The organism is Streptomyces rubrogriseus (assembly GCF_027947575.1).
GTDB lineage: Bacteria > Actinomycetota > Actinomycetes > Streptomycetales > Streptomycetaceae > Streptomyces > Streptomyces rubrogriseus.
The window spans coordinates 5,033,533-5,048,959 of record NZ_CP116256.1 but is presented as its reverse complement, the minus strand read 5'-3'; the positions used below and the strand labels follow the sequence as shown (position 1 = coordinate 5,048,959).

General features: G+C 71.5%; 13 protein-coding genes. 4 read left to right on the top strand and 9 right to left on the bottom strand.

All coding sequences use genetic code 11. From position 1 onward, the window contains the following. Positions 1-59: 59 nt before the first annotated feature. From glgB to Sru02f_RS23115, 5 genes are all read right to left on the bottom strand, one after another. Positions 60-2,285, bottom strand: a complete 2,226-nt coding sequence (gene glgB / locus Sru02f_RS23135) for a 1,4-alpha-glucan branching enzyme (RefSeq protein WP_109028954.1) — start codon at positions 2,283-2,285, stop codon at positions 60-62. 3 nt (positions 2,286-2,288) lie between these two features. Then, positions 2,289-3,650: a maltokinase N-terminal cap-like domain-containing protein gene (locus Sru02f_RS23130; protein WP_109028955.1), complete on the bottom strand. Its 1,362-nt coding sequence runs from the start codon at positions 3,648-3,650 to the stop codon at positions 2,289-2,291. A 28-nt stretch (positions 3,651-3,678) separates the two neighbouring features. Continuing rightward, complete coding sequence (gene treS / locus Sru02f_RS23125) at positions 3,679-5,397, bottom strand: maltose alpha-D-glucosyltransferase (RefSeq protein ID WP_109028956.1); 1,719 nt, start codon at positions 5,395-5,397, stop codon at positions 3,679-3,681. Further along, a complete protein-coding gene (locus tag Sru02f_RS23120; RefSeq protein WP_373103524.1) occupies positions 5,394-7,403 on the bottom strand; it encodes an alpha-1,4-glucan--maltose-1-phosphate maltosyltransferase in 2,010 nt (669 codons plus the stop codon). The genes treS and Sru02f_RS23120 overlap by 4 nt, the downstream gene beginning before the upstream one ends. Positions 7,404-7,466: 63 nt before the next feature. Then, positions 7,467-7,760, bottom strand: a complete 294-nt coding sequence (locus tag Sru02f_RS23115; protein ID WP_109032116.1) for a DUF5133 domain-containing protein — start codon at positions 7,758-7,760, stop codon at positions 7,467-7,469. A gap of 295 nt (positions 7,761-8,055) precedes the next feature. On the opposite strand from Sru02f_RS23115, the gene Sru02f_RS23110 reads away from it, so the two are divergent. Together Sru02f_RS23110 and glgX are read left to right on the top strand one after the other, a co-directional pair. After that, positions 8,056-8,571, top strand: coding sequence for a pep a2 (locus Sru02f_RS23110; protein WP_109032117.1), 516 nt, complete (start codon positions 8,056-8,058; stop codon positions 8,569-8,571). Then, positions 8,568-10,715 (top strand): glycogen debranching protein GlgX, encoded by a 2,148-nt coding sequence (gene glgX / locus Sru02f_RS23105; protein WP_109032118.1) that lies wholly within the window; start codon positions 8,568-8,570, stop codon positions 10,713-10,715. The genes Sru02f_RS23110 and glgX overlap by 4 nt, the downstream gene beginning before the upstream one ends. Positions 10,716-10,725: 10 nt before the next feature. Here the strand turns inward: glgX and Sru02f_RS23100 are convergent, their stop codons facing one another. Beyond that, on the bottom strand, positions 10,726-11,526 hold the full coding sequence (locus tag Sru02f_RS23100) for a VOC family protein (protein ID WP_164278947.1): 801 nt from the start codon (positions 11,524-11,526) through the stop codon (positions 10,726-10,728). 119 nt (positions 11,527-11,645) lie between these two features. On the opposite strand from Sru02f_RS23100, the gene Sru02f_RS23095 reads away from it, so the two are divergent. Next, entirely contained in the window at positions 11,646-12,017 is a 372-nt protein-coding gene (locus tag Sru02f_RS23095; protein ID WP_244941846.1) for an ANTAR domain-containing protein, read from the top strand. Here the strand turns inward: Sru02f_RS23095 and Sru02f_RS23090 are convergent. Next, positions 11,965-12,756 (bottom strand): SigB/SigF/SigG family RNA polymerase sigma factor, encoded by a 792-nt coding sequence (locus tag Sru02f_RS23090; RefSeq protein WP_109032119.1) that lies wholly within the window; start codon positions 12,754-12,756, stop codon positions 11,965-11,967. The two genes, Sru02f_RS23095 and Sru02f_RS23090, sit on opposite strands and share 53 nt — an antisense overlap. Positions 12,757-13,059: 303 nt before the next feature. Here Sru02f_RS23090 and Sru02f_RS23085 point away from each other — a divergent pair, with 303 nt between their 5' ends. Next, the gene (locus Sru02f_RS23085; RefSeq protein WP_109032120.1) at positions 13,060-13,584 is read left to right on the top strand and encodes a hypothetical protein; all 525 of its coding nucleotides are present in this window, start codon (positions 13,060-13,062) and stop codon (positions 13,582-13,584) included. Positions 13,585-13,603: 19 nt separating this feature from the next. On the opposite strand, the gene hemC is transcribed toward Sru02f_RS23085, so the two are convergent. Both hemC and Sru02f_RS23075 read right to left on the bottom strand, forming a co-directional pair. Beyond that, entirely contained in the window at positions 13,604-14,545 is a 942-nt protein-coding gene (gene hemC, locus Sru02f_RS23080) for a hydroxymethylbilane synthase (protein ID WP_174855085.1), read from the bottom strand. 67 nt (positions 14,546-14,612) lie between these two features. Further along, positions 14,613-15,389: an NPP1 family protein gene (locus Sru02f_RS23075; RefSeq protein ID WP_109032122.1), complete on the bottom strand. Its 777-nt coding sequence runs from the start codon at positions 15,387-15,389 to the stop codon at positions 14,613-14,615. Between the last annotated feature and the right edge of the window lie 38 nt (positions 15,390-15,427).

The window sequence follows — 15,427 nt, the reverse complement described above, 5'->3', positions numbered from 1 at the left end:
TCTGTGGGCCGGTGTCACCGACCGACTGCCCCGGACAGCCGGTCGGACACCTGGCGGGCTCACAGGGCGTACGGCATCAGCCACACCGTCGCCAGCGGGGGCAGGGTGATCCGGATGCTCCCGTCCTCCGGCTTCACCGGGTCCGCGTTGCTCACGCCGCTGCCGCCGTACTCCTCGGCGTCGGTGTTGAGCACCTCCTGCCAGGCGACGGCCTCGTCGCCGACGGCGAGCCCGTACTCGTGCCGGACGACCGGCGAGAAGTTCGACACCGCCAGCAGCGGAGTGCCGTCCGTGCCGTACCGCAGGAACGCGAAGACGTTGTCCTCGGCCGCGTCCACCGAGACCCACCGGAAGCCGGCCGGGTCGGTGTCGCGCTGCCACAGGGCCGGAGTGCGCGCGTAGCGCGTGTTGAGCTCGCGGACCAGGTCCTGCACCCCGCGGTGGTCGCCCGCCGAGTGGTACCCCTCGTCCAGGAGCCACCACTCGGGCCCCTGCTTCTCCGACCACTCGGCGCCCTGCGCGAACTCCTGGCCCATGAACAGCAGTTGCTTGCCCGGGTGTGCCCACATGAAGCCCAGGTAGGCGCGCACGTTCGCCCGCCGCTGCCACCAGTCGCCGGGCATCTTCGACACCAGCGCCTGCTTGCCGTGCACCACCTCGTCGTGGGAGATCGGCAGCACGTAGTTCTCGCTGTACGCGTACACCATCGAGAAGGTCATCTCGTGGTGGTGGTACTTGCGGTGCACCGGCTCGTGGGCGACGTACTCCAGCGAGTCGTGCATCCAGCCCATGTTCCACTTCAGGCCGAAGCCGAGCCCGCCGGTGTCGGTGGGCCGGGTCACCCCGCCCCACGCGGTCGACTCCTCGGCGATGGTCACCACGCCGGGGCAGCGCCGGTAGACGGTCGCGTTCATCTCCTGGAGGAAGGCCATCGCCGCCAGGTCCTCCCGGCCGCCGTACTGGTTGGGTTCCCACTGGCCGGAGTCGCGCGAGTAGTCCAGGTAGAGCATCGAGGCGACCGCGTCCACCCGCAGCCCGTCGATGTGGAACTCCTCGCACCAGTACACGGCGTTCGCCACGAGGAAGTTGCGCACCTCGGTCCGCGCGAAGTCGAAGGTGTACGTACCCCAGTCCGGGTGCTCCGCGCGCCGGGAGTCCCCGGGCTCGTACAGCGGGTCGCCGTCGAAGCGGCCCAGTGCCCAGTCGTCCTTCGGGAAGTGCGCCGGCACCCAGTCCATGATCACGCCGATGCCTGCCCGGTGCAGCGCGTCGACCAGGAAGCGGAAGTCGTCCGGCGAGCCGAGGCGCGCGGTCGGCGCATAGAAACCGGTGACCTGGTAGCCCCAGGACGGCCCGTAGGGGTGCTCGGCGACCGGCATCAGCTCGACGTGGGTGAAGCCCAGGTCCTTGACGTAGGCGGGCAGCTCCTCGGCCAGCTCGCGGTAGGTCAGGCCCGGCCGCCAGGACGGCAGGTGCACCTCGTACACCGAGAACGGCGCCTCGTGCACGGGCGTGTCGGCGCGGGTCCGCATCCACTGGGCGTCGCCCCACTCGTAGCGCGAGGCGGTCACCACGGACGCGGTGTTCGGCGGCTCCTCGGCCGCGCGGGCCATCGGGTCGGCCTTCAGGAACCGGTGCCCGTACCGCGAGTGGATCTCGAACTTGTACCGGGTGCCCTCGCCGACGCCCGGCAGGAACAGCTCCCACACCCCGGACGAACCAAGCGAACGCATCGGGAACGCGGTGCCGTCCCAGTGCGTGAAGTCGGTGGCGACCCGCACCCCCTGGGCGTTCGGCGCCCACACCGTGAACCGGGTGCCGGCGACGCCCTCGTGCGTCATCGGCTCCGCGCCGAGCGCCTGCCACAGCTGCTCGTGCCGGCCCTCACCGATCAGGTGCAGGTCCAGCTCGCCGAGGGCGGGCAGGAAGCGGTACGGGTCGTGCGTCTCCTGCGCCTCGCCCTGCTCGTAGGCCACCACCAGCGTGTACGCCGGGATCCCGGCGAGCGGCAGCACACCGGAGAACAGGCCGTCCTCCTCCGACGCCAGGGCGTGGCGCTCGCCGTCCACGACCACGCTCACCTCGCGGGCGAAGGGGCGCAGCGCCCGGAAGGCGATGCCGCCGGGCACCGGGTGGGCGCCCAGCAGGGCGTGCGGGTCGTGGTGGGCGCCCGCCAGCAGGCGCCCCCGGTCGGTGGGGTCCAGCGGCGGCGCGGTCGCGCACGCACCGGGTGCGGGCGCGACGGGACCGGACGGCTCGGGGATCGAGGTGTCGCGGAGGGCCACGGGTCAGTCTCCTCTCACGGCGAGTCGTTCGATCGCCGCCATGGGTACGGGAAGCCAGTCGGGGCGGTGCCGGGCCTCGTACAGCACCTCATACACGGCACGGTCGGTCTCGTAGGCGCGCAGCAGGCCGTGCTTCTTACGGGGGTCCCACCCGGCGCGGGCGGCGTAGCCCGCGCAGAACGCCTCCCGGCAGCGGCGCGCCCACTCCGGGCGCCACGGCCGGCGCTGCCGGGCGGCGTAGTCGAAGGACCGCAGCATCCCCGCGATGTCGCGGACGGGGGAGTGCGCGCTGCGCCGCTCGGCCAGCGGGCGCGAGGGCTCGCCCTCGAAGTCGATGACGAACCAGTCGCGGCCGGCCCGCAGCACCTGACCGAGGTGCAGGTCGCCGTGGATGCGCTGGGCGGGCGGCCCCCAGTCGCAGGTCGACAGCGCCGCGAAGGCCGCCCGCAGACCCGGGACGAAGGGCTGCAGCGCCGGTACGCAGTGCGCCGCCGCGGTCAGCCGCTCGGTCATCGCCGCCGCCGTGCGGCCGTTCTCGCCGGGCGCGCCGACCGGGAAGGCGGAGGCCAGGGCGAGGTGCACGTCGCCCATCGCCTGCCCCAGTTCGTGCGCCTGCACGGTGAACTCGTCCCCCGCGGCGAGCGCGTCGAGAGCCAGGGTCCAGCCGTCGGAGGCACCGTGCAGGAACGGCTGGAGCACGCCGAGCGTCGCCCCGTACGGGTAGGTCGTGCGCATCCAGGCCACCGGCGCCGGTACCCGGCCGCAGCCCTGCCGGGCCAGCGCGTCCGGCACCTCCAGGTCGGGGTTGACGCCGGGCTGGATGCGGCGGAACAGCTTCAGGATGAACTCGTCGCCGTAGATCAGCGAGGAGTTGGACTGCTCGGCGTCCAGCAGCCGCGGCGCGAGATGGCCGGGTACCGGCCGCGCGGGGTCGGCCTCGAAGCGCAGGGGGCCCGCCTTACCCGGGTGCCGGAGCCGTTCCAGGAGCAGTTGGGCGGTCCGGGGGTCGTGCAGCGCGTCGTAGACCGTCCGCCCGGCCAGCGGCCCCTCCTGCACCTGTCCGATGACGGCCCGGCCCAGCCGCGGCGCGGGCTGTTCGCGCACACCGAGGAGCAGCTGGTAGCAGTCCCCGGCCGGTGCAGCGCCGCCCGGGGAGGGAACGGAGCCCTGTCCGGTGTGCACCAGGAGGTGCAGACAGCCCGGGAACAGCTCGGTCATCGACAGCAGACCCAGCTCGGCCACGGGCCGGTCCTTGCCCGCGAACCAGCGCTGGCGCGGCAGCCACTGGCGCAGCAACTCGCCGAGCGACGCCATCGGCTCGGCGAGCTGCCTGCGTCTGGGGCGCAGGGGTGCGGTCTTCGGCATGGTGACGCGTCCTTTCCTCGGCCCACGCTCAAGCGCGGCGGCCGATGCGGGATGCGACTCGGGTGAGCCGGAACCAGTAGAAGCCGTGGCCCCCGAGGGTCAGCAGGTACGGCAGTTCGCCGATGGCGGGGAAGCGGACCCCGCCGAACAGCTCGACCGGATGGCGTCCGGCGAACTCGCGCAGGTCCAGCTCGGTGGGCTGGGCGAACCGTGCGAAGTTGTTCACGCACAGCACCAGGTCGTCCTCGTACTCCCGCAGGAAGGCCAGCACCGCGGGGTTGGAGGAGGGGAGTTCGGTGTAGGTGCCGAGGCCGAAGGCGGGGTTCTGCTTGCGGATCTCGATCATGCGGCGGGTCCAGTGCAGCAGGGAGGACGGCGAGGCCATGGACGCCTCGACGTTCGTCACCTGGTAGCCGTAGACCGGGTCCATGATCGTGGGCAGGTAGAGGCGGCCCGGGTCACAGGTCGAGAAGCCGGCGTTGCGGTCGGGCGTCCACTGCATGGGGGTGCGGACGGCGTCGCGGTCGCCGAGCCAGATGTTGTCGCCCATGCCGATCTCGTCGCCGTAGTAGAGGATCGGGGATCCCGGGAGGGCGAGCAGCAGGGCGGTGAACAGCTCGATCTGGTCGCGGTCGTTGTCCAGCAGGGTGGCCAGGCGCCGGCGGATGCCGATGTTGGCGCGCATGCGCGGATCCTTGGCGTACTCCGCGTACATGTAGTCGCGTTCCTCGTCGGTGACCATCTCCAGGGTCAGCTCGTCGTGGTTGCGCAGGAAGATGCCCCACTGGCAGCCGGACGGGATGGCGGGGGTCTTGGCGAGGATTTCGGAGACCGGGTAGCGGGACTCGCGGCGCACGGCCACGAAGATGCGGGGCATGACCGGGAAGTGGAAGGCCATGTGGCACTCGTCGCCGCCCGTGGAGTAGTCGCCGAAGTAGTCGACGACGTCCTCCGGCCACTGGTTGGCCTCGGCCAGCAGTACGGTGTCCGGGTACTGCGCGTCGATCTCGCGGCGCACCCGCTTGAGGAACGCGTGGGAGGCGGGCAGGTTCTCGCAGTTGGTGCCCTCCTCGGCGTACAGGTAGGGCACGGCGTCGAGACGGTAGCCGTCCACGCCCAGGTCCAGCCAGAACTTCAGGGCGGCGAGCATCTCCTCCTGCACGGCCGGGTTCTCGTAGTTGAGGTCCGGCTGGTGGGAGAAGAACCGGTGCCAGTAGTACTGGCCGCGGACCGGGTCGTAGGTCCAGTTGGACGCCTCGGTGTCGACGAAGATGATGCGGGCGTCGGCGTACTGGGTGTCGTCGTCGGCCCAGACGTAGTAGTCGCCGTAGGGCCCGTCCGGGTTCCTGCGGGACTCCTGGAACCACGGGTGCTGGTCGCTGGTGTGGTTCATGACGAAGTCGATGATCACGCGCATGCCGCGCTGGTGGGCCGCGTCCACGAACTCCACGAAGTCGGCCAGGTCGCCGAACTCCGGCAGGACGGCGGTGTAGTCGGAGACGTCGTAACCGCCGTCGCGCAGCGGCGACTTGAAGAAGGGCGGGAGCCACAGGCAGTCCACGCCCAGCCATTGCAGGTAGTCCAGCTTGGCGGTCAGGCCCTTGAGGTCGCCGATGCCGTCGCCGTTGCTGTCCTGGAAGGAGCGGACGAGGACCTCGTAGAAGACGGCTCGTTTGAACCAGTCCGGGTGCCGGTCCCCCGCGGGGGTGTCCTCGAAGGTGTCAGGTACGGGCTCGTTGACGGTCATGAGGCTCCTGACCCTCCGTTCTGCGGCGCGGCGGCGGCGGACGGACGCTTGACGTGGAAGACGTGGGCGGGAGCCCGGCCGGGCTCGAGCCGCACGTAGTTCGCCCGGCCCCAGTGGTAGGTCCGGCCGGTGAGTTCGTCGTGGACCGGCACGGACTCGTGCCAGTCCAGGCCGAGCTGCGGCATGTCGAGCGAGATCGTGGCCTCCTGGGTGCGATGCGGATCGAGGTTGGCGACCACCAGGACGACGTCGGAGCCCGCGCGCTTGCTGTACGCGATGAGCGCGTCGTTGTCGGTGTGATGGAAGCGGAGGTTCCTGAGCCGGTGCAGCGCGGGATGCTCGCGCCGGATGGTGTTGAGGCGGGTGACGAGGGGGGCGATGGTGGTGCCCTCGCGGGCGGCGCGGGTCCAGTCGCGGGGGGTGAGCTGGTACTTCTCGCTGTCGAGGTATTCCTCGCTGCCCTCGCGCAGGGGGGTGTTCTCGCAGAGTTCGTAGCCGCTGTAGATGCCCCAGGTGGGGGAGAGGGTGGCGGCGAGGACGGCGCGGACCTCGAAGGCGGGGCGGCCGCCGTGCTGGAGGTAGGCGTGCAGGATGTCGGGGGTGTTGGCGAAGAGGTTGGGCCGCATGTAGGAGGCCGCCTCGCCGGACAGTTCCTCCAGGTATTCGGTGAGTTCCTGTTTGGTGTTGCGCCAGGTGAAGTAGGTGTAGGACTGCTGGAAGCCGATCTGGGCGAGGGTGGCCATCATGGCGGGGCGGGTGAAGGCCTCGGCGAGGAAGATGACGTCGGGGTCGGTGGTGTTGATGTCGGCGATGACGCGTTCCCAGAAGGCGACGGGTTTGGTGTGGGGGTTGTCGACGCGGAAGATGCGGACGCCGTGGTCCATCCAGTGCCGCAGGACGCGGACGGTTTCGGTGGTGAGTCCGTCGGGGTCGGCGTCGAAGGCGATGGGGTAGATGTCCTGGTATTTCTTGGGCGGGTTCTCGGCGTGGGCGATGGTGCCGTCGGGGCGGTGGTGGAACCACTCGGGGTGTTTGTGGACCCAGGGGTGGTCGGGGGAGCACTGGAGGGCGAAGTCCAGGGCGATTTCCAGGCCGAGGCGGGTGGCTTCGCTCACGAAGTGGTCGAAGTCGTCGAGGGTGCCCAGGGCGGGGTGGACGGTGTCGTGGCCGCCTTCGGGGGAGCCGATGGCCCAGGGGACGCCGACGTCGTCACGGGTGGCGGAGAGGGTGTTGTTGCGGCCTTTGCGGTGGGTGGTGCCGATGGGGTGGATCGGGGGGAGGTAGACGACGTCGAAGCCCATGGCGGCGATGGCGGGCAGGCGGCGGGCGGCGGTGCGGAAGGTGCCGTGGGGGGTGTCGGGGGTGCCTTCGGAGCGGGGGAAGAACTCGTACCAGGCGCCGTACAGGGCGCGTTCGCGCTCGACGAGCAGGGGGAGGGGGTCGGAGGAGGTGACCAGGTCGCGCAGCGGGTGGCGGGCCAGGACCGCGTCCACCTGAGGCGTCAACGCCGCCGCCAGGCGGGTGGCCACGGGCAGCGTGTCGTCGAGCAGGGCCGTGGCGGCGGCCAGCAGCACGTCCCGCCCGGAGTCCTTCGGCACCCCCGCGGCGGCCCGCCGGTACAGCTCGGCCCCCTCCTCGAGCACGAGGCCGGCGTCGATGCCGGCCGGGACCTTGATCCGTGCGGCGTGCCGCCAGGTGGCGACCGGGTCGCTCCACGCCTCCACCCGGTACGTCCAGTTGCCGGGCGCGTCCGGGGTGACCTCGGCGCCCCAGCGGTCGCTGCCCGGGGCCAGTTCCCGCATCGGCGTCCAGGGGCCCGGCCGGCCCTCGGGGTCCTTGAGCACGACGTTGGCGGCCACCGCGTCGTGCCCCTCACGGAACACGGTGGCGGTGACCTCGAACGTCTCTCCCGTCACCGCCTTCGCCGGACGCCTGCCGTACTCCACCACCGGCTGGACGTCCCGGACCGGGATACGTCCGATCCCCACGGTCGCGCTCATCCGCATCTCACCTCCGCCGTGCTCGTGGCCGGGCGCGGGGCCCGGCCGGATTGGGTTGGGCCGATCGGGTCAGGCGGCGCCGGAGGGGGCCCGGTGCCCCGACGGGGCGAGCCGTTCCGGCTGTTCCTGCGCATGGGTGAGCTGTTCCTGCGCATGGGTGACCAGGTTCGACCGCAGATACCGTTCGGCCGCGTCCGCCGCCTCGCGTGCGCACCGCTTCCCCATCAGCACGCAGAGGGTGTAGCCGGAGTCCTCGAAGGTGGTCCGGACGGTGACGTCCGTGGGGGACGCCAGCATCGAGCGTTCCCAGGCGCGGTAATGCCGCAGCTGCCGGGCGACTTCGCTCTTCGCGGGGAGCAGCATGGCCGGTCACCTTCCGGACGGTCCGGTGGTACGGACGATCGGGTTCTGGACGGTCGAGTTCTTCACACATGGTGCATGGACGGTCACGCCCCGTCTTGTTGGATCTTCAACCGCTTTTGCGTCACCCGTTCCCCGCCCGGATTCCGGCCCCCGAGCTGCTCGTGTTGCACGAATGGACTACCGCTCCCACTCTGGAGTGACTCAGAAGCGATCAGCGCTCACGCTTCGTGATCGGGGAGCCCGTCCCCCAAGGGACGAGGAGGAGCGAGAGCCTTCGCGGTGAGGAGCCACGACGATGAAGACCGCAGTGCCCTGCTACTACCACCTCGACGTGGAAGTGAGCCCGGAACGGGTCGGACAGGTCAGGCGCATCCTGGCCGCTCACCTCCGGTTCTGGAACCTGGAGAACCTCGTCGAACCCGTGTGCTCGGGTGCCGAGATGCTGCTGCTGGCGATCGACGAGCACGCGAGCGACAAGAACACGTCGATCGAGATGTGGTGGAACCGCCAGCACCTCATCACGGCCGTAGGGGGCAACGACCACGCGCTCCGTCCCGACCAGGACCTGCGCACCTGTCTGCAGCACCTCGCGGCCAACAGCGACGGCTGGGGCTGCTGCGCCACCGACACCGGGGCGAAGGTCATCTGGTTCTCGCGCCGAGCCCGCGCCGGCGAACGCGTCCCGCTGGTCGCGACGGATCCCGAGCCGATCACCCAGGAGGGGCTGGAAGTGCCGCGAGAGATCATGCCGGTGGCCCGGGCGGCCGGCCGGGCACGTACGTCCGACGGCGTTCTGGAGGAGGCCCGGTGACCCGCCCCAGGCCGAACTGGAAGGGGTCGCCCGTGTGGAGCGGGCACCCCTACCCCCTGGGGGCCGCGTACGACGGGCAGGGCACCAACTTCGCCCTGTTCAGCGAGGTCGCCGAGCGGGTCGACCTCGTGCTGGTCGACGACGACGGCAACCACAGCACCGTCCCGCTGCCCGACGTCGACGGCTTCGTGTGGCACTGCTACCTGCCCGGCGTCGGCCCGGGGCAGCGCTACGGCTACCGGGTCCACGGCCCGTGGGCCCCGGCCGTCGGCCACCGCTGCAACCCGGCGAAGCTGCTCCTCGACCCCTATACGCGGGCCGTGGACGGGCTGGTGGACAACCACGCCTCCCTCTTCGAGCGGACCAGGGGCAAGGCCGACCCGGGCGACAGCGCCGGGCACACCATGCTCGGCGTCGTCACCGACCCCTTCTTCGACTGGGGCGACGACCGGCCGCCCCGGCGCCCGTACTCGGAGAGCGTCATCTACGAGGCCCACGTCCGCGGCCTCAGCCGCACCCACCCCGACGTGCCCGAGGAACTGCGCGGCACCTACGCGGGCCTCGCCCACCCGGCGGTCGTGGAGCACCTGACCTCCCTCGGCGTGAGTGCCGTGGAGCTGATGCCGGTGCACCAGTTCGTGCACGACGGCGTGCTCCAGGACCGCGGCCTGTCCAACTACTGGGGCTACAACACCATCGGCTTCTTCGCGCCGCACAACGGCTACGCCGCCCTCGGCACCCGCGGCCAGCAGGTCAGCGAGTTCAAGTCGATGGTCAAGACCCTGCACGAGGCCGGCCTCGAGGTGATCCTCGACGTGGTCTACAACCACACCGCCGAGGGCAACGAGAAGGGCCCCACCCTCTCCTTCCGCGGCATCGACAACGCCTCGTACTACCGCCTGGTGGACGGCGACTGGCAGCACTACTACGACACCACCGGCACCGGCAACAGCCTGCTGATGCGCCACCCCTACGTCCTCCAGCTCATCATGGACTCGCTGCGGTACTGGGTCACCGAGATGCACGTGGACGGCTTCCGCTTCGACCTCGCGGCCACCCTGGCCCGGCAGTTCCACGAGGTGGACCGGCTGTCCGCGTTCTTCGACCTCATCCAGCAGGACCCGGTGATCAGCCGGGTCAAGCTGATCGCCGAACCCTGGGACGTCGGCGAGGGCGGCTACCAGGTGGGCAACTTCCCGCAGCTGTGGTCGGAGTGGAACGGCAAGTACCGAGACGCCGTACGGGACTTCTGGCGCGCCGAGGACCACTCGCTCGGCGAGTTCGCCTCCCGGCTGACCGGCTCCTCCGACCTGTACCAGCACAGCCGCCGCCGCCCTCGCGCCAGCGTCAACTTCGTCACCGCGCACGACGGCTTCACGCTGCGCGACCTCGTCTCGTACAACGACAAGCACAACGAGGCCAACGGCGAGGACAACCGGGACGGCGAGAGTCACAACCGGTCCTGGAACTGCGGCGCGGAGGGCGAGACCAAGGACCCCGCCGTGCGGGAGCTGCGCGGCCGCCAGCAGCGCAACTTCCTGGCCACCCTCCTGCTCTCCCAGGGCATCCCGATGCTCTGCCACGGCGACGAACTGGGCCGCACCCAGCGGGGCAACAACAACGCCTACTGCCAGGACAACGAGATCTCCTGGATCGACTGGCGGCTCGGCAAAGAGCAGCGCGCGCTGCTGGACTTCGCCCGGCGCCTGATCGCGCTGCGCGCCGACCACCCCGTACTGCGCCGGCGCCGCTTCTTCCACGGGGAGACCCTCACCCACGCCGACCAGCCGCTGCCCGACCTGGTCTGGCTGCTGCCCGACGCGCGGGAGATGACCGACGACGACTGGCAGCGCTCCGACGCGCACACCGTCGGCGTCTTCCTCAACGGCGACGCCATCGCCGAGCCGGACCCCCGCGGCCGGCCCGTGGTCGACGACTCCTTCCTGCTGCTGCTCAACAGCCACTGGGAGCCGGCCGACTTCCGGCTGCCCGACGCCGGCTACGGCGAACGCTGGACGGCCCTGGTCGACACCGCCGACCCGGACGGCGTCCCCGACGAGGCCGAGCACAAGGCGGGCACCCGGCTGACCGTGGAGCAGCGCAGCCTCGTGCTGCTCTCCCGGCCCTCCCGCACCGGCCGGTGAGCCGGTGAGATCAGCTGCCGAGGCGGCGCGCGGTCACCGTGAACTGCGCGCCGTCGGCGTCCCGGAGCACCGCCTCGTCGGGGCTCAGCGAGAGCACGCTGCCACCGTGCCGCTCCGCGACGCGGGCGCAGGCCGGGACGTCCTCGACCGCGAAGTGGATCTGCCAGTGCGGCCGGACGGCCGGGTCGGGAGCCGCTCCCAGTGCTCCCGACTCGATGCGGGCCACGACCTCGCCCTCGTGGCGCAGGACCACCTCGTCGCCCTCGTACCGGACCTCGCAGCCCTGCCCCGACGCCCACTCGAAGATCTCGCCGTAGAAGATCGCGGCGTCGAAGGCGTCGCGGGTGTGCAGCCGGATGAAGGCGGGGCGCTTGGTGCGCCAGGCGTCCCAGTCCGAGAACAGCTCGCCCTCCCAGATCCCGAACGTCGCCCCGTCCCGGTCGGCGAGCAGGGCCGCCCGCCCCGGCGGCAGGGAGATCGGCCCGACCGCGGCGGTGCCGCCGCGCTCCTGCGCGCGGGACACGGCCTCGTCCGCACTGCGCACGGCGAAGTACGGCGTCCATGCCACCGCCATCTGCCACATCGCGGCGACGGCGGCGATCCCGGCCACCGGCACCCCGTCGGCCAGGGCGATCCGGAAGGGTTCGCCCAGCCGGGCGGGCCGCCACCGCCAGCCCAGCACGGCGGAGTAGAACTCCTCGGTGGCCTCCAGGTCACGGCTGGTGAGACTCACCCAGCAGGGGGCCCCGTACACGGAGTGCGTGGACAGGAGGCTCTCCCCGCGGGTGGAGGAGGTCGTGTCGTGGTTCATGGCAGTCGTGTCCTGGTCTCGTCCACCGGCAGCCACCGGCTCCACACCAGTGTCCGGCCGGGAGTGCGGCGGGCGCCTGGCGAGTACCCCGCACATGGTGCCGAAACGGAGGCTCCGAGGTGACCGTGCCCCCCACCGACGTGCGCCCGGACCCCGGGCCGGACTCCGACCCGGACCAGATCTTCCTGCTCCAGGAGCAGGTGCGGCAGCTCAAGGAGGCGGTGGTCTCGCACGCCGTCGTCGACCAGGCCATAGGGGTGGTCATCGCCCTCGGCGGGGTGACGCCGGACGAGGGGTGGATCGTCCTGAAGGAAGTTTCCCAGCATACGAACATCAAACTCCGCAATGTGGCCGAAGCGATACTCATCTGGGGGCGCACCGGAGTGATACCGCCGGAGATCCTGGCCGCCCTGGAGGACCGCCTGGGGCGGTCCGGGCTCAGCGGGCCTCCGCCAGGATCTCCTCGCGTATCCGGTCGAAGCAGCCGGTGAGCAGCCGGGAGACGTGCATCTGCGAGATGCCGAGCTGCTGGGCGATGCGGCTCTGGGTCATCCCCGCGAAGAAGCGCAGGTAGAGGATGGTGCGCTCGCGCTCGGGCAGTGCCTCGAGGCAGGGCCGGACGGCCACCCGGTCCACCACCGCGTCGAAGGCGGGGTCGGGGCCGCCCAGCGCGTCCCCGAGGGCGTACCCGTCGGTGCCGGGCATCTCCGCCTCCAGCGACAGGGCCGAGAAGCACTCCAAGGCCTCCATGCCGGTGCGCACCTCGACCGTGGTCAGCTGCGCGTGCTCGGCGATCTCCTCGACGGTCGGGGCACGCCCCGGCGTGGTCTGCGCCAGTTCCTTCGCCGATTTGCGGACCCGGTTGCGCAGGTCCTGGATCCGGCGGGGTACGTGCAGGGTCCACATGTGGTCGCGGAAGTGCCGTTTGATCTCGCCGGTCACGGTCGGCACCGCGTACGCCTCGAAGGCGTGGCCGCGCTCCGGGTCGTAGTGGTCGACGGCCTTGACCAGGCCGAGGGCCGCCACCTGATAGAGATCCTCCAGGTTCTCGCCGCGGCCCCGGAAGCGGACGGCGATCCGCTCCGCCATGGGCAGCCAGAGCCGGATCAGATCGTCCCGCAGCGCCTTGCGCTCCGGTCCCTCGGGCAGCCCGGCGAGCCGTTCGAACGCCGCGGCCGTGTCGGGGGCGTCGTCGTGCGGGTGGGGCTGGGTTCTGCCGGCGACACGCATCACGCGCACCTCCCTCAGCAGGGGTGCTGGCAAGTCCTCGTATATATGGATACTGAGCGCGAATCCCCCGGACGGCCACTCGAACGGCTGCATGCCGGTGACCGGTGCGGCCGCCCCGTCGCTGGACGTGATGTGCGGCACGCTCCCGGTGATCGCGCGGACCGGCGCCGGCGGATCGTCGCTGGGCAACGCTTGATCACCGATCAAAAGGGGCGAAGCCCCTGGCCACAGCGCATTCCGCTCATTTGACAGTGCGCTGAGCGTACGGATAGGAAGCAGCGTCGAGAGGTCGAGAGGGGCACCGTGTACGAGCCGAACGTGGTCGGGGACTGGCAGGAGTACGACGAGCACGCCGGCCTGCGGGTCCGCGTCCACCGTCTTGAGCCGGCCGAGCCGCCGCGGGGCCGCGACGACGCCGCCGAGGGGCTGACGTACTTCCGGGTCCGGGTGACCGTCGAGAACCGGGGCGTACGGCACCTCGGCATCCACCTGGAGGACGGCCAGATCGACGTGCGGATCGGCCCCGACGGGGAGAGCGCCTTCCTCGACTGGCGCAACTCCCAGTTCATCGAGGGCTTCGACGTCTACCCGCTGCGCCGGGCCACCGCCGTGCTCTACGCCGCCGGGCCGGAGGCGAGCCTGAGCCAGGTCGACGTCCAGGTGCAGCTGAGGGTGGACGAGGAGTGGGCCGACCGCCGGCTGTGGAGCGGCGCCCCCGGGCTGCCCGACGGTGCCGGCGCCGCCCCGTGCGGCGGGGTGCGGGACGAGGGCCTCGTGCACCAGGTGAACGCGTACCTGCGGGGCCAGTCGGAGGAGGGCACCGCCTGATCCGCCGGGCGGCCGCCGCTCAGTGCGCGATGCCGTCGATGATCTCCCGGGCGCCCTGCCGCAGCAGGGCCACCGCGACCGACGTGCCGAGGGTCGCCGGATCGAGGCGGCCGGCCCACTCGTGCGCGTTCAGCCGTACCTTGCCGTCGGGAGTGAACACGCAGGCCCGCAGCGAGAGTTCACCGCTCCGGTCCACCTGCGCGTGCCCGGCGATCGGGCTGTTGCAGTGCCCCTGCAGGACGTGCAGGAACATGCGCTCCGCCGTGGCCTCCCGGTGCGTGCGGGGGTCGCCGAGTGCGCTGACCGCCTCGATCAGCGCACGGTCGCCCTCGCGGCACTGCAGGGCGAGGATGCCCGCGCCGATCGGCGGCATCATCGTCTCGGGGGAGAGGACCTCGCTGATCACGTCGGTCCGGCCGATGCGCTCCAGCCCGGACACGGCGAGCAGCAGCGCGTCCGCCTCGCCCGCGGCCAGCTTCGCCAGCCGCCGGTTGGCGTTGCCGCGGAAGGGGACGCACCGCAGGTGCGGGTGGGTGGCGGCCAGCTGGGCGACACGGCGCACGGAGGACGTGCCGACCCGGGTCCCGTCCGGCAGCTCGTCCAGCGTGAGCCCGTCCGGGTGGACGAGCGCGTCCCGCACGTCGTCCCGCTTCAGGAACGCGGCGAAGACCGTACCGGCGGGCAGCGGCCGGTCGGCGGGGACGTCCTTGACGCAGTGCACCGCGAGATCGGCCTCGCCCGACAGCAGGGCGGCGTCGACCTCCTTGGTGAACGCGCCCTTGCCCTCCACCTGGGACAGGTCACCGAGCCACTTGTCGCCGGTGGTCCGCACCGGTACGACCTCGGTGCGGACGCCGGGGTGGAGGGCGGCCAACTCGGCCCGGGCGCGCTCGACCTGAGCCAGTGCCATCGGGGAGTCGCGGGAGACGATGCGGATGAGTTCGGGGGCGGACATGCGCACACGATAGTGCTCCGGAGGGGCCCGGGCCGACCGCTTCGCCCGACCGGCCCACTGTCCGCCCCCGGCGTCAGGCGTTCGGGTCGAAGGGGATGCCGGCGGGCTTGGCGGCGGCCAGGTGGGAGGCGAAGCTGCCGTCCTTGAGGCCGAAGTTGGCGCTGCCGAAGTCGTAGCTGCTCAGTTTCTCGCGCAGGCCCGCCGGATAGCCGTTCCAGCCCACCAGGGCCGGGTACTGCCAGGCGCCCTCGTGGTTCTCCGGGGGCTCGTCGCCCGAGGTCGCCAGGCGGAAGCAGTGGGTGCTGATGCCGTCCTTGTGGTAGACGATCTTCGGGTGGGTGCCGTCGAAGCGGACGGCGGAACGCTCGTGCACGCTGAACGAGCCGTGGTTGGAGGTCGACACGTACCGCACGGCGCCGTCCCTCACCCACACCACCACGTGCTCCCAGTCGTGCCGGTGGCCGCCGAGGCTCGTGCCCGGCAGGGCCTGGTCCTTCTCGAAGTAGAGGCCGTACATGTAGGCGCACCAGTCGCCGTCGCACTTGGCCCGCGCGTAGCCGTTGGTGTTGTCCAGGTCGGAGGCGTCCCGGCAGTTGCCGTTGAGCGCCCCGGTCGGGTTCAGCCCGCCGTTGACCGCTCCGTCGGCGCCGATGGCCGGGGTGGGATAGCAGCCGTCGGTGTCGTAGTCGTAGGCGGGCTGGTACATCCGCTCCAGGCCGTCGGCGTTGCCGGGCAGCCCCGGCGGCGGGGCGGCGAAGGCGGTGGCGGGAAAGGCGACGACGAGGGCGAGGGCACCGAGCGGTACGGTGAGCCATCTGCGGCGGGGCGTCGTGGTGCTACGCGGGGACATCGCGTCCTCCTCGGGCTGGTGCAGCCCAACGGCTGTGG

Bases quoted from the DNA above. Each gene is read 5' to 3' on its own strand.
- Sru02f_RS23115 (WP_109032116.1), bottom strand. From the start codon at position 7,760: ATGCTGCTCCCCGCGAAGAGCGAAGTCGCCCGGCAGCTGCGGCATTAC.
- Sru02f_RS23120 (WP_373103524.1), bottom strand. From the start codon at position 7,403: ATGCGGATGAGCGCGACCGTGGGGATCGGACGTATCCCGGTCCGGGAC.
- Sru02f_RS23110 (WP_109032117.1), top strand. From the start codon at position 8,056: ATGAAGACCGCAGTGCCCTGCTACTACCACCTCGACGTGGAAGTGAGC.
- treS (WP_109028956.1), bottom strand. From the start codon at position 5,397: ATGACCGTCAACGAGCCCGTACCTGACACCTTCGAGGACACCCCCGCG.
- Sru02f_RS23075 (WP_109032122.1), bottom strand. From the start codon at position 15,389: ATGTCCCCGCGTAGCACCACGACGCCCCGCCGCAGATGGCTCACCGTA.
- Sru02f_RS23090 (WP_109032119.1), bottom strand. From the start codon at position 12,756: ATGCGTGTCGCCGGCAGAACCCAGCCCCACCCGCACGACGACGCCCCC.
- Sru02f_RS23100 (WP_164278947.1), bottom strand. From the start codon at position 11,526: ATGAACCACGACACGACCTCCTCCACCCGCGGGGAGAGCCTCCTGTCC.
- Sru02f_RS23130 (WP_109028955.1), bottom strand. From the start codon at position 3,650: ATGCCGAAGACCGCACCCCTGCGCCCCAGACGCAGGCAGCTCGCCGAG.